This window comes from Pseudomonas cichorii (genome assembly GCF_019719005.1).
GTDB lineage: Bacteria > Pseudomonadota > Gammaproteobacteria > Pseudomonadales > Pseudomonadaceae > Aquipseudomonas > Aquipseudomonas cichorii_E.
In genome coordinates this window covers 38,142-59,853 of sequence record NZ_JAIGPJ010000015.1, presented here as the reverse complement: position 1 = coordinate 59,853, position 21,712 = coordinate 38,142, and the positions used below count along the sequence as shown (strand labels likewise).

At 59.2% G+C, this 21,712-nt stretch carries 13 protein-coding genes and 2 tRNA genes; 12 read left to right on the top strand and 3 right to left on the bottom strand.

The window, feature by feature from the left end:
* Positions 1-18: 18 nt before the first annotated feature.
* Positions 19-3,492 carry a PAS domain-containing hybrid sensor histidine kinase/response regulator gene (locus K5D32_RS13345; protein WP_221594578.1) on the bottom strand — a complete coding sequence of 1,158 codons (3,474 nt, stop codon included), beginning with the start codon at positions 3,490-3,492 and terminating at the stop codon, positions 19-21.
* A 202-nt stretch (positions 3,493-3,694) separates the two neighbouring features.
* Between K5D32_RS13345 and K5D32_RS13340 the strand changes: the two genes are divergently transcribed.
* Together K5D32_RS13340 and K5D32_RS13335 are read left to right on the top strand one after the other, a co-directional pair.
* Positions 3,695-5,572 (top strand): membrane-associated oxidoreductase, encoded by a 1,878-nt coding sequence (locus tag K5D32_RS13340; protein ID WP_260407377.1) that lies wholly within the window; start codon positions 3,695-3,697, stop codon positions 5,570-5,572.
* A 149-nt stretch (positions 5,573-5,721) separates the two neighbouring features.
* Positions 5,722-7,596 (top strand): MFS transporter, encoded by a 1,875-nt coding sequence (locus tag K5D32_RS13335; RefSeq protein WP_221594579.1) that lies wholly within the window; start codon positions 5,722-5,724, stop codon positions 7,594-7,596.
* Positions 7,597-7,641: 45 nt separating this feature from the next.
* Here K5D32_RS13335 and K5D32_RS13330 read toward each other — a convergent pair whose 3' ends face one another.
* Both K5D32_RS13330 and rdgC read right to left on the bottom strand, forming a co-directional pair.
* A complete protein-coding gene (locus K5D32_RS13330) occupies positions 7,642-8,607 on the bottom strand; it encodes a bile acid:sodium symporter family protein (RefSeq protein ID WP_221594580.1) in 966 nt (321 codons plus the stop codon).
* An 82-nt stretch (positions 8,608-8,689) separates the two neighbouring features.
* A complete protein-coding gene (gene rdgC, locus K5D32_RS13325) occupies positions 8,690-9,610 on the bottom strand; it encodes a recombination-associated protein RdgC (RefSeq protein ID WP_221600591.1) in 921 nt (306 codons plus the stop codon).
* 161 nt (positions 9,611-9,771) lie between these two features.
* Between rdgC and K5D32_RS13320 the strand changes: the two genes are divergently transcribed.
* From K5D32_RS13320 to K5D32_RS13275, 10 genes are all read left to right on the top strand, one after another.
* A tRNA-Val gene (locus K5D32_RS13320) sits at positions 9,772-9,847 on the top strand.
* A 21-nt stretch (positions 9,848-9,868) separates the two neighbouring features.
* A tRNA-Asp gene (locus K5D32_RS13315) sits at positions 9,869-9,945 on the top strand.
* Between the two features lie 792 nt (positions 9,946-10,737).
* Positions 10,738-13,143, top strand: a complete 2,406-nt coding sequence (locus K5D32_RS13310; protein ID WP_221600590.1) for a TonB-dependent receptor — start codon at positions 10,738-10,740, stop codon at positions 13,141-13,143.
* A 78-nt stretch (positions 13,144-13,221) separates the two neighbouring features.
* Positions 13,222-14,193: an amino acid ABC transporter permease gene (locus K5D32_RS13305; protein ID WP_221600589.1), complete on the top strand. Its 972-nt coding sequence runs from the start codon at positions 13,222-13,224 to the stop codon at positions 14,191-14,193.
* Complete coding sequence (locus tag K5D32_RS13300; protein ID WP_221600588.1) at positions 14,186-14,971, top strand: amino acid ABC transporter ATP-binding protein; 786 nt, start codon at positions 14,186-14,188, stop codon at positions 14,969-14,971. Before K5D32_RS13305 ends, K5D32_RS13300 begins: the two co-directional genes overlap by 8 nt.
* 29 nt (positions 14,972-15,000) lie before the next feature.
* Positions 15,001-15,948 carry an ABC transporter substrate-binding protein gene (locus K5D32_RS13295; RefSeq protein ID WP_221600587.1) on the top strand — a complete coding sequence of 316 codons (948 nt, stop codon included), beginning with the start codon at positions 15,001-15,003 and terminating at the stop codon, positions 15,946-15,948.
* Between the two features lie 22 nt (positions 15,949-15,970).
* Positions 15,971-17,551: an FAD-dependent oxidoreductase gene (locus K5D32_RS13290; RefSeq protein ID WP_221600586.1), complete on the top strand. Its 1,581-nt coding sequence runs from the start codon at positions 15,971-15,973 to the stop codon at positions 17,549-17,551.
* A 24-nt stretch (positions 17,552-17,575) separates the two neighbouring features.
* Positions 17,576-18,010: a RidA family protein gene (locus tag K5D32_RS13285; protein ID WP_025261158.1), complete on the top strand. Its 435-nt coding sequence runs from the start codon at positions 17,576-17,578 to the stop codon at positions 18,008-18,010.
* Positions 18,011-18,131: 121 nt separating this feature from the next.
* The gene (locus K5D32_RS13280; protein ID WP_221600585.1) at positions 18,132-20,456 is read left to right on the top strand and encodes a TonB-dependent receptor; all 2,325 of its coding nucleotides are present in this window, start codon (positions 18,132-18,134) and stop codon (positions 20,454-20,456) included.
* A gap of 3 nt (positions 20,457-20,459) precedes the next feature.
* Complete coding sequence (locus K5D32_RS13275; protein ID WP_221600584.1) at positions 20,460-21,698, top strand: dipeptidase; 1,239 nt, start codon at positions 20,460-20,462, stop codon at positions 21,696-21,698.
* Positions 21,699-21,712: the final 14 nt, after the last annotated feature.

The following is a 21,712-nucleotide window of genomic DNA, read 5'->3' as shown; positions in this document are numbered from 1 at the left end:
TGCATGGCAGCGCTGGAATCAACTCAGTCGCACATGCCTGCTCAACAGCGCGCGCAATGCCGCAGGCTTTACCGGTTTGGGCAGGTAATCCAGGCCTGCCGCATGCACCTGGGCAATCAGTTCCGGTCGGCCGTCGGCGCTGATCAGCACGCCCGGCACCGGTTGCCCCAGTCGGGTTCGCAGCCAGGCCATCAGTTCGGTACCGATTTCACCTTCGTCCAGGTGATAGTCCACCAGCGCCACTTGCGGGCGAATCCCGTTGTTGAGCAGGGTTTCGCATTCCTGCCGATTGCGTGCCGTCCATACCTGGCAGCCCCAGCGTGACAGCAGGCTGTTCATGCCGATCAGGATGCTGTCTTCATTGTCCACGCACAGCACTTGAATGCCGTTGAGCACCACGCGGCTAGGTTCGGTCGGGGTGTTGGGTGCCAGCGTCAGCGGTTGAGCCAGCGCCACCGTGACGCTGAACATGCTGCCCTTGCCCGGCCATGACTTGACCTGCAACGGATGATCGAGCACCCGGCACAGGCCGTCGGCAATCGCCAGACCAAGCCCCAGGCCTTTGGCGGCGTGAGTCTGGTGACTGTCCAGGCGTTTGAATTCCTCGAAAATCACTTTCTGCTTGTCTTCGGGAATGCCCGGTCCACGGTCCCAGACCTCCAGGCTCAGATTGCCGCCACGACGCCTGACACCCAGTAATATCGGGCCTTTGGCGTAGCGGAAGGCATTGGTCAGGAAGTTCTGCAGGATGCGGCGCAGCAGCTTGATGTCACTGTCGACCCGCAAATCGCTGCCCTTGACCCGAAACTTCAGGCCTTGCTCCTGAGCAAGCGCCTTGAACTCTGCGCCCAGTGTGTCGAACAGGGTATTGAGTACGAAAGGCTGGCGATCCGGCGTGACCTTGCCGTTTTCCAGGCGCGAGATATCCAGCAGGTCGCTGATCAGGTCTTCTGCAGAGCGCAGCGAACTGTCCAGATGCTGGATCAATTGCTGGGCTTCGCTGGAAATGCCTTCTTCCTGATGGGACAGCGCCGCGGAAAATAGCCGGGCGGCGTTCAGCGGCTGCATCAGGTCGTGGCTGACGGCCGCGAGAAAGCGGGTCTTGGATTCGTTGGCTGCTTCGGCGTTGCCCTTGGCCTCGGTCAGTGCAATGTTCAGTTGCGACAGTTCATGAGTCCGTTCGGCGACTCGCTGTTCCAGACTTTCATTGGCACCCTTGAGGGCATGTTCGGCGTCGCGGAAGGCAGAAATATCGGTGAAGCTCATCACGAAGCCGCCGCCGGGCATCGGGTTGCCGATCAGCTCGATCACCCGGCCATTGGGGAACAGTCGCTCGGAAGTGTGTGCCCGGCCCTGACGCATCCAGTGCAGGCGGCGCGCAACGTGGACTTCGGCTTCGCCCGGCCCGCACAGGCCGCGCTCGGCGTTGTAGCGGATGATATCGGCAATCGGCCGTCCGACGCTGATCAAGCCTTCCGGGTAATTGAACAGTTCCAGATAGCGATGATTCCAGGCCACCAGCCTCAAGGACTGATCGACGACACTGATGCCCTGGGTGATGTTCTCGATGGCGCCCTGCAGCAGGGCGCGGTTGAATTGCAGCACTTCCGAGGCTTCGTCGGCGATGCGCACCACGTCTTCAAGCTGCATGTCCCGGCCTTCGATGGCCGCCTTGACCACGGCCCTGGCCGATGAGGTGCCCAGAACACCGGCCAGCAGACGCTCGGTATGGGCGATCCATTCGCCATTGGCGTTCTGGTTCGGAGTGAACTCCTTGCCCTGGCGATAGGAGAAACTGAGGAAGCTCTGCCGGGCGCGCTCTTCGCCGACAAACCGTGAGGACAGGCTCAGCAGATCCTCGACCTGCACGGCCAGCAACGGGCGACTGCCAGGTCGAACATGGGTTTCCTGTCCGATGAAGCGGCCAGCCTGCCAGTGCTCCGAAACCCGGGTGCGCGACAGCATCGACACCCAGACGAACAGCGTGCAGTTACCCACCATCGACAGCACGACGCTCTGGGTCATCGGCGTGATCGGCAAGTCCAGAGGGTTGCTGTGCAGCCAGCTCAGCAAGGGGAAGTTATCCAGCGACCAGTCCATGCCATGGGCTACCACCGGCAGCACCAGGGTGTAGAACCAGATGAAGATCCCCGCTGCGAGACCGGCGAATACGCCACGGCGGTTGGCCTGTTTCCAGTACAGCGCGCCAAACATGGCGGGAGCCAGTTGGGTGATGGCGGCGAAGGCAATCTGACCGATAGTCGCCAGACTCGCCGTGGAGCCGAGCATGCGATAGCTCACATACGCCAGCAACAGGATCATCACGATGCTGATGCGGCGTACCGAAAGCATCCAGTAACGAAACGCCTCGAACGGCCGCTCGGTATTCTTGCGCCGTAACAGCCAGGGCAGCAGCATGTCGTTGGAAATCATGGTCGACAGCGCGACACTGGCGACGATCACCATGCCGGTGGCAGCCGACGCGCCACCGATAAAGGCCAGCAGCGCCAGTGAGGGATGCGCATGGGCCAGCGGCAGGCTGATGACAAAGGAGTCGGGGAGCATGGAGCCCGGCAGCAGCATCTGCCCGGCGAGGGCGATGGGCACCACGAACAATCCGGCCAGGACCAGATAGGCGGGGAACACCCACTTGGCCAGGTTCAGGTCCTGTGGCTCGATGTTTTCTACCACTGTGACGTGGAACTGCCTGGGCAGGCAGATAATCGCCATCATCGCCACGCCTGTCTGCACAATCATCGCAGGCCAGTTGATCGTTTCCTGCCAGTATTCCTCAAGGCGCGGTGCGAGCTTTGCCTGATTGAACAGGTCGTCGAAGCCATCGTACAGGCCAAAGGTGACAAAGACGCCGACCGCCATGAACGCCAGCAACTTGACCAGCGCTTCAAAGGCAATCGCCAGCACCATGCCGCGGTGGTGCTCGGTGACGTCCAGATTGCGTGCGCCGAACACGATGGTAAACAGCGCGAGAATCAGCGACACCACCAGCGCGGTGTCCTGGGCACTGGTCCCGGTCGAGTCGGCTCCCGCACCGATCAGAATGTTGACCCCCAGCACAATGCCTTTCAACTGCAGGGCAATGTAGGGCAGCATCCCGATCAGGCAGATCAACGCCACCATCACCGCCAACGGTTGCGACTTGCCGTAGCGTGCGGCAATGAAGTCGGCAATCGAGGTGATGTTTTCCTGCTTGCTGATCAGCACCATCTTCTGCAGCACCCAGGGCGCCAGCAGCATCAGGACAATAGGCCCCAGATAGATCGGCAGAAACGACCACAATTGCTCGGCCGCCTGGCCCACCGCGCCGAAGAATGTCCAGCTGGTGCAATAGACCGCCAGCGAAAGGCTGTAGACCCAGGCGCGCATGGTCGGGCGCAGCGAGGCGCTGTACCGGTCGCCGTAGAAGGCGATGGCAAACATAATGGCCATGTAGGTCAGGGCAACGGCAGCAATCAGCCCGCTGGACAGCGACATATGAATTTCCAGAGTGTATCGATCTCGATGCGGCAGTCTCGCACGATGCCTGGCGTTCGTCTTTCTCGACCAAGGTCGAGCGTGGCGCTTCGTCGCAGGGTCGACAGTTAATCATTGATGGCCATAGGCCTTCTGTCTAATATCCTGCTTTTTTTCACGAGCTAGCCGAGATTCTTGCTCCGTGAACCTATAAGGATATGGCATGAAACCCTATGGACGCTCGCTGACTGACTTTGGCTTGCTTTGGCCTGCGGAGCTTCAGCTTTTGAAGCATTGTAAAATGGGCACCGAAGCAAAGGTGGGTCTTAAACTCCCCGTTGAGCCATCGGACAGTAACCAGGTGCGTGCCGAGTTCATTCGTTTTCTAGCTCTGGGAGGGGATGAACATACGCCTGTGCATGAGCATGGAGTGCAGTTACGAGGTGCCTACGTTAAGGGCAGGCTGAATCTGCAAAGTACGACGGTGCCTGTGGCGTTGTCGCTTCGATTTTGCGAGCTCGAGCGCCCCTTGGGACTAACTGATGCCTCCTTGAGCAATTCGCTGCTTTTGTACGGTTCAAGCCTTAAAGGTGTAGAGGCTGCGCGCCTCAAGATTGCGGGTGTTTTATCACTCAAAAAGGTTACATCAGTCGGAAAGGTGAACCTTGATGGCGCTGATATTAAGGGGCAGATCACGTTCTCAGAAGCAAACCTTGACGGTAAGGGAAGCTGGGCGCTGTCGGCCGAAAATATAGTCTGCCAGGGAAGCCTGCACTTGGGCGGTGTCAAGGCCAACGGAATGATAAGCCTGCTTGCATCACGGATTGGAGGAGGGATTACGTGTGATGGGGCCTGTTTTAGCGTATCTAAAGGGCCTGCTTTTTCGGCAGACAGAGTTATTGTCGAGGGCAGTGTTTTTATGCGGAATGGGTTCTTGGCCAAGGGAGGTGTACGATTCTTGGGTGCCAAGGTTCATGGACAATTCAATTGTATTGGCGGCGAGTTCGAAGGCAGTAGGTCGGACGCGTTGGCAATGGACGGGGCCTTCGTCGGTGGTTCTCTTTTTCTGGGGCGTGGGTTCAAAGCTAGAGGGGCAGTTGTATTACGCGGTGCCGTGCTAAAAGGCGATCTAGTAATCCGTGACGCAGAACAGATAACGGAGATCAAAGCCCAGCGGATCAATATTGAAGGATCTTTGATCCTGAGAAACTTGAGCAACCCCATAGGGAAAGCTTCATTTACTGGGGCTCGCGCGGGGTCTTTGAATGACGATAGCAAGTCCTGGGGTGATGATCTTGATATCAATGGCTTCGTCTACAGCTTTATTCATATCAGCGAGCAGACGTCGATTAGCGATCGTTTGGATTGGCTTGATAAGCAGCGCGTTCCATCGACCAAGTCAGGTCAGCTTCCAGAGTTCTACCCACAACCATGGCGGCAACTTCAGAAAGTCCTGAACGAGATGGGGCATGCTGAAGATGCTCGGCAAGTGGGGGTTACATTTGAAGACCGGCTGCGTGAGAAGGGACTGGTCGGCCAGAGCCCTGCACACTGGCCCGAACCACTGCGTAATGCTTATCGTTGCTTGATGGTGTTTTTGCATTGGGTGTATCGGTCACTCGGCGGGTACGGCTACCGCCCCATATTTCTGCTGCCGTGGTTTCTTGGTATCTGGCTGCTATGCGCCGTCTTCTACTGGTGGGCCGCGGATCAAAAAGCCATCTTTGCCCCCAGCGACCCGCTCGTCTTCCAGAATGTCAGCTACAAACACTGTTCGCCGCCGCTTGATCCGACCGAAAACGAACCAGCAGGCACTGGCAACTGGTATTTGTGTGACGCGCTACCTCAGGAGTACACGGCCTTCAGTCCGATAGCCTTCTCGTTGGATTTGCTGCTCCCGCTAGTCAATCTGCATCAGGAGGACGACTGGGCACCAGTGATCGACACCCCCAAGGCTAATGCCCTCGACGAGTTTTTCAGCTTTTTCACCAGTCCTAAACGCTGGGTCAGGTTCGTTATGTGGCTTGAGATTATCGCCGGTTGGATTTTCAGTCTGTTGTTCGTCGCAGTGGTGTCTGGGCAGGCACAACGCAAGGAGTGAACGTCACTGGGCGTTTTCAGCTCGCAGAAACGCCCCGTAATAGCGCTTGTCCTGATATGGCTATCGACATCCTGAAGTGATACGTCTTCAATGTGCTCCGGACTGGATTCAGAACTTCCAATTAGCCAAGCCATTCAGGACCTCTGACGATGAGCCAACAGTCACAATTCAGCCTGCTCGGAAAGCGGCGTTTCCTGCCGTTTTTCATCACCCAGTCCCTTGGGGCGTTCAATGACAATATTTTCAAGCAATCGCTGATTCTTGCCATCCTCTACAAGCTGAGCATCGAGGGCGACCGTTCGATCTACGTCAATCTGTGCGCCTTGCTGTTCATCCTGCCGTTCTTTCTGTTTTCGGCTCTGGCCGGGCAGTTTGGCGAGAAGTACCCCAAGGATGCGCTGATCCGGCTTATCAAGCTGGCAGAGATCGGCATCATGATGGTCGGTGCTGCCGGGTTTCTGTTTGATCATCTGTGGATGATGTTGCTGGCGCTGTTTGCCATGGGTACTCATTCGGCACTGTTCGGGCCGGTCAAATATTCGATCCTGCCGCAGCACCTGCGCGAGCACGAACTGGTAGGCGGCAACGGGTTGGTGGAAATGGGCACCTTCCTGGCGATCCTGGCAGGCACCATTGGTGCCGGGGTCATGATGTCCTCCAGTCATTACGCCTTTGTGGTGTCCGCCGCCATTGTGTTGGTGGCGTGCCTGGGCTTTGTGGCCAGTTACGGCATTCCGAAAGCACCGGCGGCTTCTCCTGAAATGAAGCTGAACTGGAACATCTTCACCCAGTCCTGGGCCACCTTGCGCATGGGGCTCGGGCAAACGCCCGCGGTGTCGCGCTCGATAGTCGGCAATTCCTGGTTCTGGTTCGTGGGTGCGATCTACCTGACCCAGATCCCGGCTTATGCCAAGGAGTGGATGTACGGCGACGAAACCGTGGTCACCCTGATTCTGACGGTATTCTCCATCGGGATCGCGCTGGGCTCGCTGCTCTGTGAGCGCATGTCCGGCCACAAGGTCGAGATCGGTCTGGTGCCGTTCGGCTCCATGGGGCTTACGGTATTTGGCCTGCTGCTGTGGTGGCATTCGGGCGGTTTTCCGCAGAACGTGCAGCCCAATGACTGGCTGGCGGTGCTGTCCTACGGTCAGGCCTGGTGGGTATTGCTGGATATTCTCGGGATCGGGGTTTTCGGTGGCTTCTATATCGTGCCGCTGTACGCACTGATCCAGTCCCGTACTCCGGAGAAAGAGCGCTCGCGGGTCATTGCTTCCAACAACATTCTCAATGCGCTGTTCATGGTGGTGTCGGCCATCGTGTCCATCCTGATGCTCAGCTTCGCCAAACTGTCGATCCCGCAGTTGTTCCTGGTGATCTCGTTGATGAACATCGCGGTCAACGCCTACATCTTCAAGATCGTCCCCGAGTTCACCATGCGTTTCATGATCTGGCTGCTCAGCCATTCCATGTACCGCGTTGAGCATCGCAGCCTGGACCTGATCCCCGAAGAAGGCCCGGCCTTGCTGGTCTGCAACCATGTGTCCTTTGTCGATGCGCTGCTGATTGGTGGTGCCGTGCGCCGACCGATCCGTTTCGTTATGTATTACAAGATCTACCGCTTGCCGGTGCTCAACTTCATTTTCCGCACTGCGGGGACCATCCCGATTGCCGGTCGCAACGAGGACCTGGAAATCTACGAGCAGGCGTTCAAACGGATTGCCCACTACCTTGCGGACGGTGAACTGGTCTGCATCTTCCCTGAAGGCAAACTGACCCGCGATGGCGAGATCAGTGGCTTCAAGAGCGGTATGAGTCGTGTGATCGAAGAGACACCGGTGCCGGTGATTCCGATGGCGTTGCAGGGGTTGTGGGGCAGTTTCTTCAGTTATGCGCCGGACAAGAAACTCTTTCGCCGCCTGTGGTCGAGAGTGGTGCTGGTCGCAGGGCCTGCAATTGCCGCCGATGCAGCGAAGCCTGCCGATGTGCGTGAACAGGTGAAGGCGTTGAGAGGGGCAGGGCGGTAGGCAGTGCTGAAGGGGCCGCAATACTGCGGCCCCTTCAAGGTCACCTTAATGGGCTACAGGTTTTTCGCTCGGCTGTTGAATCACTTCTTCCGGCATCTTGCGGAAGTACGTAGAGAGCAGGGCGCCCGAGATATTGTGCCAGACGCTGAACAGCGCACTGGGGACCGCCGCCAGCGGTGAGAAGTGAGCACTGGCCAGTGCTGCGCCCAGCCCCGAGTTCTGCATGCCGACTTCCAGGGCCAGGGATTTTCGCTGTGGCAGCGGCAGCTTGAATACCTTGCCGGTGAAGTAACCCAGCAGGAAGCCGAAGGTGTTGTGCAGGATCACCACCGCCATGATCAGCAGACCGGACTCGGCGATCTTCGCCTGGCTGGCGGCGACTACGGCACAGACGATCAGCACGATGCTGACCACCGAAATCAGCGGCAGTACGTCGACCGCATGGCTGACCCGGGCACCGAGCAGGCGTTGGGCAGCGACGCCGAGGCAGATCGGCAACATCACCAGTTGCAGGATCGACCAGAACATATCCAGAAAGGACACCGGCAGCCAGGCCGAGGCCAGGAACCAGATCAGGGCCGGGGTCAGCAACGGGGCGAGCAGGGTGGTGACGGCTGCGATAGCCACGGCCAGCGCCAGATCGCCCTTGGCCAGCCAGGCCATGACATTGGACGAAGTGCCGCTCGGGCAGCAGCCCACCAGAATCACACCCACGGCAATTTCCGGTGGCAGATGGAATATCTGGCACAGCAACCAGGCAACGCCCGGCATGATCACGAAGTGCGCGACCACACCCAGCGCTACGCGCCATGGGTTGCGCACCACTTCAGAGAAGTCTTCCAGCTTGAGGGTCAGGCCCATGCCGAACATGACCAGCCCCAGCAACGGGACAATCCAGCCTTTCAGGCCAATGAAAACCTGAGGGAACAGGAACGCCAGAATGGCGAACAACAGCACCCAGTACGCAAACGTATTCCCTACAAAACGGCTCAAGGCTACCAGTGCCCGCATGGCTCGCTCCTTTTTCCTGTATCCATAAAAGAGGCGCCGCCTATATAGGCGGCGCGGTCCTGTTGCAGTCCAGACGGACGAATCAGATCCCTTGCGGGATTTCTTCGCCGCCCAGTGCCTCGAACAGCTCGGGCAGGAACTCGCCGAAGGTCAGCATCATCAGTGTGAAGCTGGCGTCCAGCTGGCCCAGGGCTTCGTCGCCACCGTCCTGTTCTGCCTGATCCTGTAGCAGGTCCTCGAACTTCAGGCGCTTGACCACCAGCTTGTCGTCCAGCACGAACGACAGCTTGTCCTGCCAGGCCAGGGAAAGCTGGGTGACGACCTTGCCGGTGTTCAGGTGCAGCTGGATTTCATCGCTGGTCAGGTCCTGACGCTTGCAACGTACGATGCCGCCATCTTCGTGGGTGTCGCGCAGTTCGCACTCGTCCAGCACAAAGAAGTTGTCGGCAGCTTTCTGGGTCTTGACCCAGTCGGTCATGATTGCGCTTGGCGCGGTCTTGACGGTCAGCGGACGAACCGGCAGCGAGCCGATGACTTCGCGCAGGGTCGACAGCAGGTCTTCGGCACGTTTCGGGCTGGAAGCGTTGACCAGGATCAGGCCCTGTTTCGGCGCGATGGCGGCAAAGGTAGCCGAGCGGCGGATAAAGGCGCGGGGCAGGAAGGCCTGGATGATTTCATCCTTGATCTGGTCGCGCTCCTTCTTGTAGACCTTGCGCATTTGTTCGGCTTCGATCTCGTCGACCTTTTCCTTCAATGCATCACGCACCACGCTGCCGGGCAGAATGCGCTCTTCCTTGCGCGCAGCAACCAGCAGGAAGTCCTGGCTGACGTGTACCAGTGGCGCGTCCTCGCCCTTGCCGAACGGCGCGACGAAACCGTAAGTGGTCAACTCCTGGCTGGCACAGGCGCGGGCCGGCTTGGTCGCCAGTGCAGTTTCCAGCGCCTCGGCATCAAAAGGTACATCCTGGGTCAGGCGATAGATAAGCAGGTTTTTGAACCACATGAGGTGAATCTCTCCTTCCATACAAAGGAGGGCATTATTCGCTCCTCGGACGTCCGGGCCAACCCTGCGCTAAGCCTTTGGAAGGATTATAAAAATTATTTAAAAAAGTGCTTGCCAGAGTATGGGTCGCTCCGTAGAATGCGCGCCACACCGAGAGTGAAGGGTGATTAGCTCAGCTGGGAGAGCATCTGCCTTACAAGCAGAGGGTCGGCGGTTCGATCCCGTCATCACCCACCAATCTCTCTCTTAGTGTTACGCGCAGCGGTAGTTCAGTCGGTTAGAATACCGGCCTGTCACGCCGGGGGTCGCGGGTTCGAGTCCCGTCCGCTGCGCCATATTCAGCTTCAAGGCCCTTGAACTCCTTGAAGCAAACAAGAAAGCGACCTTAGGGTCGCTTTTTTGCTTTCTGCTGTCCGGAAAAACCTCAGTCATTGCTCCGGGTTCGGCCCCACCGGATCACAGCCGGAACGAGGCCTTCACCACCGTCGCGTTCTGCGGTGCTCTCACGATTGTGTGTAGGAGCGAATTTATTCGCGAATGAATTCGCTCTTACGCCCGCGTGGCGCTGCTTATATTCATTTATTGGATTAAGTTCTTAATGAAAAATCAATATTTATCATATTAGCTTATAGCGAAATAGAAGTTTTTCTGCGCCATTGATTCCGTTATGTTTGGTTTCGACAGCCTACCCCTCACCTCGGATGGTACCAATCGTGATCAAGGTTCTGCGCGCATGCCGTCGCGCAAACAGGCCAGGAGCCTGAGTTTGCAAGGCATGCCGGGGTGATCCACCACTGACCCCCGTTGCAGGATCGTTGGAAGGGAGTTCGATGTATGTTGCCACTTCAATCCCGCTATCCGGGTTCCTCTCGCCCTGTCGCTGACAGGCGCTCTGCAGTATTCCAGCCTCCTGCTCGTCCGGCTGCGCACAGTTAGCTTTCGTTTTGTCCCGGCTGTTTTCAGGCGTCGGGACCGGATGTTGGCATCAACCCATAAGCGCACGACGCGCTGTCTCGATGACGGCGTGAGTGCCCGACCGCGCAATCTGGATGAGCGGGCTGCAATGGCGGCCCTTTGGAGTGGATGTGCAGAGAGTCTTACAGGATGTTCATGGGCCAAGGCGCGCCATGGGTTTGAATCCCTTGGCGCTGGCCGTGGGCGGTATGCTGTTGGCCGGAGCGGTTCAGGCTCAGGAAACGGCGTCCAATAGCAGCGATACCCTGTCTACCGTGGTGGTGACTGGTAACCGTGGTGCCGAGCAGCGCACTGTCACCAGTAGCCCGGTGCCGATCGATGTGGTCAGCGCCAGGCAACTGCAAAGCACCGGCAAGCCCGGTTTGATGGAAGCCCTGAGTGCGGTGATTCCATCCCTGACCCTGCCGGAAAAAACCGGCTGGGACGCCAGCGGCATGGCCCGTGCGCCGAACCTGCGTGGCCTGAGTGCCGCCGAAGTGCTGGTGCTGGTCAATGGCAAACGTCGCCACACCAGTGCAACCCTGAACATCAACGGTATCAATACGGGCGCGGCTCCTGCCGATCTGGATTTCATTCCCATCAGCGCCATCGATCATGTCGAAGTGCTGCGCGACGGTGCTGCCGCTCAATATGGCTCCGACGCCATCGCCGGGGTGATCAATATCATCCTCAAGGCCGATACCAGCGGCACGGCTGTGACCAATGCGGGCATTGGGTATGACGGCAAGAAGCAGACGGTTCAGCAGAGCCTGAACAAGGGTTTCGAGATTGGCGATGGCGGTATCGTGCAATTGGCGCTCGATGCCCGCAGCCAGAACGATGACAACAAGGCCAGTGCCAACGGCTACACCTACGAGCAGGCGCTGGATCGGGCGGGCAAGTCCACTTATGGGGGCTACGGCACACCGAAGATCAACCTGCTGACCCTGGGCTATAACGCGGAACTGCCGGTCAGCGACGACCTCAGCCTTTATTCGTTCACCACCTATTCGCGCCGCAAAGCCGAGCAAGGCCAGAACTTTCGTTTACCGACCATCACCAACACCATCACCACCGGCCCCAACGGCTACCCGGGCGGTTATGTGCCTATCTGGTACATCGACGAAGAGGATTTCCAGGCGGCATTCGGCGCCAAGGGCCAGGTCGGCGAGTGGGACTGGGACCTGTCTTCCACTTATGGACGTAACGAAGCCGAGCAGGGCACCGAGCGTAACCAGAACCCTTCACTGGGTGAGGCCACACCCAACCATTTCACTTCCGGCACCTGGATCGCCACCGAGTTGACCACCAACCTGGATTTCAAGCGCGGCTTCGATATCGGCCTGCAAAAACCTCTGGACCTGTCTTACGGCTTCGAGCATCGCCGCGATGGCTATGAGGTTCAGGAAGGTGACTGGGCTTCCTATGCCAACGGTGGCTATTGCGTTGCGCCGGGCAATTGCGCCTCTTCCGGCGCGCAGGTCACCAACGGTATTTCCCCGGATGAAGCCAGCAGCGCCACCCGTAACAGTGTCGCCAGTTATGTCGATGTAGGTTTCAACCCGTTGCCGCAGTGGTATCTGGGCACGGCGTTGCGTTATGAGCACTACAACCAGGGCGTGGGCGCGACCCGCAGCGGCAAGCTGACCACCCGTTATGACTTCACCCCCGAGTTCGCCGTGCGGGCGACCGTGAGCAACGGTTTTCGTGCGCCTTCGCTGGCCAACAGTCTGTTCAGTGCTCGTTCGACCACCTATGGCGTGGTGAATGGCGTCTATCAGTCCATCAACTTCGGTGTGCTGCCGGTGGCTTCGGGCGCAGCCCAAGCCTTGGGTGCCGAAGACCTCAAGCCTGAGCGCTCCACCAACTTCAGCCTGGGCTTCACCCTGACACCGACTGATCGCCTGAGCCTCACCACCGATGCCTATGTGATCAACATCCGCGATCGCATCACCCTGACCGGCACGCTGCTGGGCGATGAGGTCACCCAGGTGTTGCAGAACAACGGCATCAACTCGACGTTGGGCGGCCAGTACTTCATCAACGGTGCCGACACCCGGACCAAGGGCGTGGATGTGGTCGGTAATTACCGCCAGGACCTGGGCGCGCTCGGTTCTGTGAAATGGACTGCGGCGTTCAACTGGAACCAGACCGAAATCCTCAGCTACAAGGCTTCCACCACCATTCTGGGTACTTCCTATGACCTGATGGACCGTGAAGCCCGCAACGATGTGACCGGCATTCAGCCCAGGACCAAGCTGATCCTGGGCGGCGACTGGAGCATCGAAAAGTTCACTATCAACCTGGCCCTGACCCGCTATGGCTCCTACAAGGAAGTCAACGATTCCGCCAACCGCTCCCTGGATCGCATCTATGCCGCCAAATGGATCACCGATCTGGACGTCGGCTACAACCTCACCAAAGACCTGAACATCGCCGTGGGTGCCAAGAACCTGTTTGACGTCTACCCCAAGAAACAGGGCATCCCCAGCAACACCATGACCAGTAGCTACGGCACTTACTCGCCCTTCGGATTTACCGGTGGCTATTACTACACCCGCCTGACGTATGCCTTTTAAGTGAACGCAGTCACTGCGCTCAAGCTATTCGACATTAACAAGACGCGATCACGTGTCATTGCGTGCGAGGAACCCGAGATGCCTATTGTCGCCAAACCGTTCGACCTCCGAGACGAGGAGACTCACTACAAGGTATCCGAGCCTCAGGCCGTGGTTCCTGCCGGGGCTTTGCAGATTGTGCCGGCTCGTCATCCCTGGCGTTGGGTCGGGTCTGTATTCGCCGCACTGGTGTTGTTCGGCATCGTCCATTCGCTGGCCACCAACCCGCGCTGGGAGTGGGATGTGTTTGCCAAATGGTTCTTCTCGCCGTCGGTGTTGCGAGGTTTGGGCCAGACCTTGCTGCTCACGGTGCTGAGCACGGTGTTCAGTATTGTGCTGGGCACGGTGCTGGCACTGGCGCGTCTGTCGAAGTCGCCGCTGCTGGCGTCGCTGGCCTGGGGCTACATCTGGTTTTTCCGTTCAATGCCTGCCTTGCTGGTGCTGATCATCCTCTACAACTTTGCCTACCTCTATGACCACATCGTACTGGGCGTGCCGTTCACCGGGATCGTGCTGGCCGAGTGGTCCACAGTCGACGTGTTGAGCCAGTTCACCGTGGCGGTACTGGGCCTGAGCCTGATGCAGGCGGCCTATACCGCGGAGATCATTCGTGGCGGCATCATCAGCGTCGACAACGGCCAGCATGAAGCGGCGGCTGCGCTTGGCCTGCCCGCACAGCGGCGGATTTTCCGCATCATCCTGCCTCAGGCCCTGCGTTCGATCCTGCCATCGGGATTCAACGAAATCATCGGTCTGGTCAAGGGCACTTCCATCGTTTACGTGCTGGCGCTGCCGGACCTGTTCTACACCGTGCAAGTGATCTACAACCGCACCCAGGCGGTGATTCCGCTGCTGATCGTCGCCGCCGTCTGGTACCTGATCATCACCACCTTGCTGACCTGCGCCCAGTACTACATCGAGCGTCATTTTGCCCGTGGCACGGCGCGTGTCCTGCCGCCGACGCCTTTTCAGCGTCTGCGCCACTGGTTCAAGGAGAAGACCCATGGCTGAGTCGGCAACGGCGGTGCGCGCCGGGCGCATCCAGATCCAGAACGTGGGCAAGCGTTTCGGCAATCAGGAAGTGCTCAGGAATATCGACCTGACCATCGAGCCGGGCAAGGTCACGGTGATTCTCGGGCCTTCCGGTTCCGGCAAGTCGACCTTGCTCAGGACCATCAATCATCTGGAGAAAATCGACAGCGGGCACATCACCATCGACGGTGAATACGTCGGCTATCGCCGCCAGGGAAACCTGCTCTATGAACTCAAGGAAAGCGAGATTCTCAAGCGTCGCATCGACGTGGGTTTCGTGTTCCAGAACTTCAACCTGTTCCCGCACCTGACGGCCTGGGAAAACATCGCCGAAGCGCCCTTGGCCCACAAGCGCTGGAGCAAGACCGAGGCCCGGGACAGGGCTCTGGAACTGCTCGGCAAAGTGGGCCTGCAAGACAAGGCCGACGCCTATCCACGGCAACTTTCAGGCGGCCAGCAACAGCGTGTCGCCATCGCCCGAGCCCTGGCACTCGATCCGAAAGTGCTGCTGTTCGACGAGCCGACTTCCGCGCTGGACCCGGAACTGGTCGGTGAGGTGCTGGATGTCATCAAGGGCCTGACCCGGCTCGGCGTGACCCTGGTAGTCGTGACCCACGAAATCGGCTTTGCCAAAGAGGTGGCCGACCACGTGGTGTTTCTCTGCGAAGGCCAGTTGATCGAAGAAGGACCACCCGAACAGATATTTCGCCAACCCCGCCATCCTCGCACCATCGCCTTTCTGGGCAAGGTGCTGTGAACTTTCGAGTGTTAAAGGAGTGACTTCGCATGCTTGCAAACACCGCGCGTCTGGCGCTGCTGACGATAGCCATCGGCCTGGCTCAACCTGTCATTGCCGCTGAGAGTGCTACGCCGCCGACCGTGCAAAAGGTCAATCTGAGCCCCGACCAGCAGCGCATCCGCGCGCCGCGCAACGAGGAAGCCATCGCGCAGATTCCTCAGGGCTTCAAGTTCGCCCAGCCGGGCAAGTTCACGGTGGGTGTCTCCGGGATTGCCGGGCCGCCCCTGGCGCTGCTGGCTTCCGATGACAAGACCACCATCGGCAGTGAAGCCGATACCGCGCAACTGGTGGCCGACAGCCTTGGTCTGGAACTGAATGTGGTACAGGCCAGTTGGGAAGACTGGCCGCTGGGTGTCAGCTCGGGCAAATACGATGCAGTGATCAGCAACGTGACCGTCACCGAAGCGCGCAAGAAACGCTTCGATTTCGCCACCTATCGACAGGACGTACTGGGCTTCTATGTGAAGGCCAACAGCAAGATCACCTCCATCAAACAGGCCAGCGACATTGCCGGGTTGAAGATCATCGTCGGCTCCGGCACCAATCAGGAAAAAGTCCTGCTGGCCTGGAACGAGGAAAACGAAAAGGCCGGTATCAAGCCTGCCTTGCTGCAGTACTACGACGACGTGGCGGCCGCACAACTGGCGGTTCAGTCGGGGCGCGTCGATGCCACCTTTGGTCCCAACGCGCTTTCGGCTTATTCCCAGGCGTTGACCAACGGCATCAAGCGGGTGGGCATCGTCAACGGCGGCTGGCCGCGTCGCGCCGATATCGCAGTGACTACGCGCAAGGACAACGGCCTGGTCAAGCCGATCCACACTGCGCTTCAGGGCGTGATTGCCGGTGGGCAATACGATCAGGTGCTCAAGCGCTGGGGACTGGATGTGGAGCGCATCGATCAATCGGAAATCAACCCGCCAGGCTTGCCGGATTGAGCCATTCAGGGAGGACATGAACATGGGACTGACACGACGCGAAGCGCTTTCGAGCATTGCGGCGGTAGGCGGCGAGCAAGCCGTCAAGGGCGCGCTGGCGGCTCTGGGGCTTGGGCCTTCGTCGCACCGGCGGCCACAACCCTTGAAGCTGAAAGCCGATACGGGGCAGGGGGCAAGCGTGCTGGTGCTCGGTGCCGGGATTGCCGGGCTGGTCACTGCACTTGAGTTGACCCGCGCCGGGTTCAAGGTGCAAGTGCTGGAGGCTCGCGAGCGCGTGGGTGGCCGTACCTGGACCCTGCGCAATGGCGACAAGGTCGATTATCTCGATGGCCGCACGCAAACCGCGCAGTTCGATCAGGGTGTGTATTTCAATGCCGGCCCTGCGCGGATTCCGAGCCAGCATCGAACCCTGCTCGACTATTGCAGCGAACTGGGTGTGCCTCTGGAAGTGCTGGTCAATACCAGTCATGGCGCGCAAGTGCGTCCTGATCTGGAGCGGCCTGCTTTCACGGTAGGGCAGGCGCTCAACGATGCTCGCGGGCATCTGTCTGGATTGCTGGCCAGGGCGGTGCAGCGTGATGCACTGGACGATGTCTTGAGCGCTGAAGAACGTACTCGTCTGCTGGCGTTTCTGCAGGTCTATGGCGACCTGTCTCAGGAGCTGGCCTATGAAGGCAGCATTCGTTCCGGGCATCAGGATTCCCCCAGCCATCCGGGTGCCTTGCCGGGGAGTCTGGCACCGGTAACGCTGGATCGACTGCTGCATCCCGAGCTGTGGGGCGCGTTACTGCATTCGGAGTTTCCCGAGTTCTCGGCCACCATGTTTCAACCGGTGGGCGGCATGGATCGCATTACCGATGCGTTCTACAGTCGCCTGACTGATCAGGTGCAACTGGGCGCTCAGGTGCGCCGCATCCGTCAGCTCGAAGAGGGCGTGGCGGTCACGTATCACGATAAACACAGTGGCCGCGAGCAAGTGGTGCGTGCCGACTATCTGGTGTCCACATTGCCGCTGCCGCTGCTGGCCAGGCTCGACACGGATTTCAGTGATCCGGTCAAGGCCGCGCTGCTCAGCACCCACAATGGCCACGCAACCAAAGTGGCCTGGCAGTCGCCGCGCTTCTGGGAAAGCGAGTACCGCACCTATGGCGGGATTTCCTGGATCGAGCATCCGGCGCGACTGCTCTGGTATCCCAGCAACGACCTCAATACCCGCGAGGGGCTGCTGGTGGCCGGCTATGTCACGGGCGAGGGGGCCGATACTTTCGGCACCCAGCCTCTCGACACTCAGTTTGCGACCTCCCGTGAAGCGGTGGAATTACTTCACCCCGGTTATTCGCAGCAGTTGCGCAATCCACTGGTGGTGTCCTGGGAGCAGATTCCGTTCAGCGAAGGCCCGTGGTTACAGCGCGAACTGTTCCCGGCCCAGGCCAGTGCTTTGCTGGAAGAGGCCCATGGCCGGGTGTATTTCGCTGGCGACGGGCTTGTGCAAAGCGGGGTTGGCATCTGGCAGGAATCGGCAGCCAACTCGGCACGCCATGTGGTGGCGCAATTGGGCGAACGGGTTATCCAGCAGCGACAGAAAGCCGCTATCGGCGCATGACTATCCATTGAAGGAGCAACAACCATGAGCGACCAGATCAAACGCACCAGTGTCGGTGATTTTCCCATCTCGCAGACCGTGACCGTTCCGGCATCGGCCAGCCTGATATTTGTCAGCGGCACCTTGCCGGATGTCGCCGACCCGCAAGCCCCCAAGGGCACGCCAGCGGCGTTCGGCAATACCGAAACCCAGACCGTTTCGGTGTTCAACAAGATCCGCAATATCCTCCGGCAACAGGATCTGGATCTGGGCGATATCGTGCAATTGCGGGTGTTTCTGGTGGGCGCTGAAGAAACCGGCGGCAAGCTGGATTTCGCCGGTTTGCAGGCAGGCTACACGCAGTTCTTCGGCACGGCTGAGCAACCCAACAAACCGGCGCGCACTGCGCTGCAAGTCGTAGCCCTGCCATTGCCGGGCGCACTGGTGGAAATCGAGGCCATCGCTGCCAGAACAGCGTAAGGCTTCACGCTTTTTCCAGACCTTTTTAAAACCCAAAAAATCGGATACCGGGGTTCGGGCGCTTGGCGCTCAAACCCTGGCGGGGCTTTGCGTGCCTGCGAAATGCCGACAAGGATGAACGATGACTCATCAGCGTGCAGCGTTACAGAGTGGCAGTGTACAAAGGCAGTCATGGTTGAGTGGCTTGCTGATGATCGGGCTGGCGGGTGAATCGGTTCTGGCGCAGGAAGCCTCACAGGATGCCCGGCTGGAAAAGGTCGAAGTGGTGGGCGCACGAGTGACCCAGGCGGACGAGGCTATCGGCACTGACCAGATCAGCAATACCTTGTCCATTTCCCATCAGGCCTTGCTGTCGGCACCGGCGGGAACTTCCGGCCTGAAGATGCTTGAAGCCTTGCCGGGCTTCAACGTGCAGGTCAACGATGCGCTGGGTTTGTACGAGTTCGGCAACTCGGTGTTCGTACGCGCCTTCAACTTTCAGCAGATCGGTTTTTCCATCGACGGCGTGCCCTTGGGGCGCAGCGATCAGTTTGGCGGCAGCCCGATCTATCGCTATGTGGATAACGAAAATACCCAGCGGGTGACCGCATCCACCGGCGCGGGCGACGTCTCGCAGCCGGGTTATACCTCCCTTGGGCCTTACGTCGATTACGTCTCGTCCAACCCTTCGCGTGAAAGCGGGATCAGCACGTCCTACACCTTGGGCAGCGACAGCCTGCGGCGCAGTTTCATCAAGCTGGAGACCGGCGAGTACCAAGGGCTTTCAGCCTATTTCAGTCGCTCGAAAATCGATGGTGATTTATGGCGCGGCCCCGGCACCATCGACCGCGAACATCTTGAAGGCAAGGTTCGCTACGCGTTCGGCGACGGGCATGAACTGCTGTTTCGTGCTGTGCATAACGACTTTTTCGACTACGACTCGCCGTATGTGAATCTGGCGCAGTACAACGGCACTGCCAATGACGAGTTTGGTCGTTCCGGTCGCGACTTCGCCTATCTGGGCGAACTTCCCGATCTGCCGGAAACGGCCGCGGGCGTGCCTTACAGCAACGCGGGCTACAACCAGTATTACAAGCAGGCGATCAACCAGCGCCGGGATACGCTCTACAGCCTGACCGGCAACTTCCAGCTCAACCCGGATCTGGAAAGCCGTACCAGCGTCTATTACGAAGCCAAGAAAGGTTATGGAGTTTCACCTGAAGCCTATGCCACGTCGCTGGCTCTTCATAATGCCCAGAGCGGCAGCGTGGCGGGACTGGTTGCGCCGCGTGGCGTGCAATACGGGCTTTCCGCTCTGAGTGGTCATCGTTATGGCGCACTCAGCAGCCTGACATGGCATGTGGGCAACCATGCCATCGAGACCGGCGTCTGGGTTGAAAAGGACGTCTTCAATCGCTTGCAGGCGCGTTACAACCTGGTGGATGGCAGCCCGGCAGGTACGCCGCTGCGCAACGAGCCGGTGCACTTGCAAGGGGATTTCAGTTCGACCCGCGACTCTGTGCAGTTCCATCTCAAGGACACCTGGACCCTGCTCGATGACCGGCTGAGGCTGCAATACGGTTTCAAACGCCTGGAACTGGATTACCGCATAGAAGGCTATCGCAATGCGGGTGATTACATCGCCAACCGGCAACCGCGCCTGAGCACGTCATGGAACGATCACTTCCTGCCGCAGGTGGGGTTTGTCTATGACGTGACGGCCAACTCTCAGGTGTTTGCGTCCTATTCGGAAAACATGGCACTGCCCCGTGGTGCCGATGATGTATTTCGTGCCGCCAGCCCTAACGCTCCGGCACCTGAAGCCGAAACCTCGAAAAACTACGAAGTGGGTTATCGCCTCAACCGACCGACCTTCAACGCTTCCTGGGCCTTTTATCGCACTGAATTCGATAACCGCCTGCAAGCCTTCGCCTCGCCAGTGGCGGGCAGCAGCACGGTGGAGACGTTCTTCCAGAATGTCGGCAAGGCAGAGGCCTATGGCACGGAACTCAGCGGGCAATGGAAGCCACCGGTGCTGTCGAACAAGGTCGTGCTCAACGGCAACCTGACCTACAACATTGCCCGCTTCAAGGACGATGCGGCCGGTTTTGCACTGCGTGACAACGACATCCCCGATAGCCCTCGCTGGCTGGCGCAGGCGGGCGTGACCTACGAATTGCAGCCGTGGGCCGTGCTGAATTTTTCGGCCCGTCATATCGGTTCGCGCTACAGCAATTTCACCAATACCGAGTCGGTGCCGGGCTACACGCTCTACAACGCCTATCTGGACCTGGGGGGCGACAACCTGCGTTACGGGCCGCTCAAGAGCGTCAAGCTGCGCTTCAACATCGACAACCTGTTCGACAAGGATTACCTGGGCTACATCCTGACCAGCACCAGCGGGCCTGCTTTCTATCGACCCGGCTCGCCCCGCACCTTCCAGACCACCTTGAGTGCGGAGTTCTGAGCCATGACCTGCAAACATTTTCTGTCTTCCCTGGCCCCTCTGGCGCTGGTCATCGCGTCTCAAGCCGCCTTTGCTGACGATGAAGTGCGCGCCAGCACCCTGGAACTGCACAAGCGCCTGCTGGTGCTCGACAGCCACCTGGATACGCCGATGCAGCTTTCCCGGCCCGGCTGGGACATTCTGGCCCGGCACACTTACCGTGAAGATGGCAGCCAGGTGGATCTGCCGCGCATGATCGAGGGTGGCCTGGATGGTGGCTTCTGGGTGATCTACACCGCGCCCGGCCCACGTACCGAAGAGGGCCGGGCCTATGCCAGCAACTACGGTCTTGCCATGCTGGCGCGGATTCGCGACTTGGCAACTCGTTCCCCGGACTCGTTCGAGCTGGCCCTGACGGCTGCTGATGCCCGACGCATTGCTGCGCAAGGCAAGCGTGTGGTGTTTATCAGTATGGAAAACGCCGACCCGTTGGGCTCGGATCCGCAACTGATCCAGACCTATTACCGACAAGGTCTGCGCATGCTGGGCCTGGTGCATTTCAGCACCAATGAAATCGCCGATTCGGCCACGGCCTTGCCCGAATGGAACGGCCTGAGCCCCAAGGGGCGCGATCTGGTGGCGGCCGCCAATCGTCTGGGGATTCTGCTGGATGTTTCCCATGCGTCGGACGCGGTGTTCGATCAGGTGTTGGCCATCTCGAAGGCTCCCGTCATCGCTTCCCACACCAGCAGCAAGGCGGTCAACGCGCACCCACGCAACCTTGATGATGAGAGGCTGCGACAACTGGCGGCCAAGGGCGGTGTGGTGCAGGTCAACAGCTACGGCGATTATCTGATCCCCCAGAAGGTCGACCCTGAGCGGCAGAAGGCACTGGCACCGCTCTATGCCCGTTATCGGAACCTGGCAGCCCTGTCGCCCGATCAGGTCAAGGAATTGCACAGCGAGGTCGCTGCGATCAAAAAGCGCTACGGGCCGCCCAAGCCCGACTTTGAGGTGTTCATGAAACACCTGCTGCACATCCTCGACGTGGTGGGGCCTGAACATGTGGGCATCGGTGCTGACTGGGATGGCGGTGGCGGGGTGGTAGGGCTGGAAGATGTCAGCCTGTTGCCGAAAATCAGTGAGCGCCTGCTGCGAGCGGGTTATACCGAGAAGGATCTGGCCAATATCTGGGGCGAGAACCTGCTGCGGGTTCTTCAGGCGGCGCAGGATGCGGGCCAGCCGCAGCAGGCCGGGTTGTAAACAAGCGCTTGATG

Excerpts from the sequence above, each read along its gene's own strand:
- K5D32_RS13310 (WP_221600590.1), top strand. The coding sequence starts at position 10,738 with ATGGGTTTGAATCCCTTGGCGCTGGCCGTGGGCGGTATGCTGTTGGCC.
- K5D32_RS13345 (WP_221594578.1), bottom strand. The coding sequence starts at position 3,492 with ATGTCGCTGTCCAGCGGGCTGATTGCTGCCGTTGCCCTGACCTACATG.
- K5D32_RS13305 (WP_221600589.1), top strand. The coding sequence starts at position 13,222 with ATGCCTATTGTCGCCAAACCGTTCGACCTCCGAGACGAGGAGACTCAC.
- K5D32_RS13295 (WP_221600587.1), top strand. The coding sequence starts at position 15,001 with ATGCTTGCAAACACCGCGCGTCTGGCGCTGCTGACGATAGCCATCGGC.
- K5D32_RS13300 (WP_221600588.1), top strand. The coding sequence starts at position 14,186 with ATGGCTGAGTCGGCAACGGCGGTGCGCGCCGGGCGCATCCAGATCCAG.
- K5D32_RS13285 (WP_025261158.1), top strand. The coding sequence starts at position 17,576 with ATGAGCGACCAGATCAAACGCACCAGTGTCGGTGATTTTCCCATCTCG.
- K5D32_RS13335 (WP_221594579.1), top strand. The coding sequence starts at position 5,722 with ATGAGCCAACAGTCACAATTCAGCCTGCTCGGAAAGCGGCGTTTCCTG.
- rdgC (WP_221600591.1), bottom strand. The coding sequence starts at position 9,610 with ATGTGGTTCAAAAACCTGCTTATCTATCGCCTGACCCAGGATGTACCT.
- K5D32_RS13290 (WP_221600586.1), top strand. The coding sequence starts at position 15,971 with ATGGGACTGACACGACGCGAAGCGCTTTCGAGCATTGCGGCGGTAGGC.
- K5D32_RS13340 (WP_260407377.1), top strand. The coding sequence starts at position 3,695 with ATGAAACCCTATGGACGCTCGCTGACTGACTTTGGCTTGCTTTGGCCT.
- K5D32_RS13280 (WP_221600585.1), top strand. The coding sequence starts at position 18,132 with ATGACTCATCAGCGTGCAGCGTTACAGAGTGGCAGTGTACAAAGGCAG.
- K5D32_RS13330 (WP_221594580.1), bottom strand. The coding sequence starts at position 8,607 with ATGCGGGCACTGGTAGCCTTGAGCCGTTTTGTAGGGAATACGTTTGCG.
- K5D32_RS13275 (WP_221600584.1), top strand. The coding sequence starts at position 20,460 with ATGACCTGCAAACATTTTCTGTCTTCCCTGGCCCCTCTGGCGCTGGTC.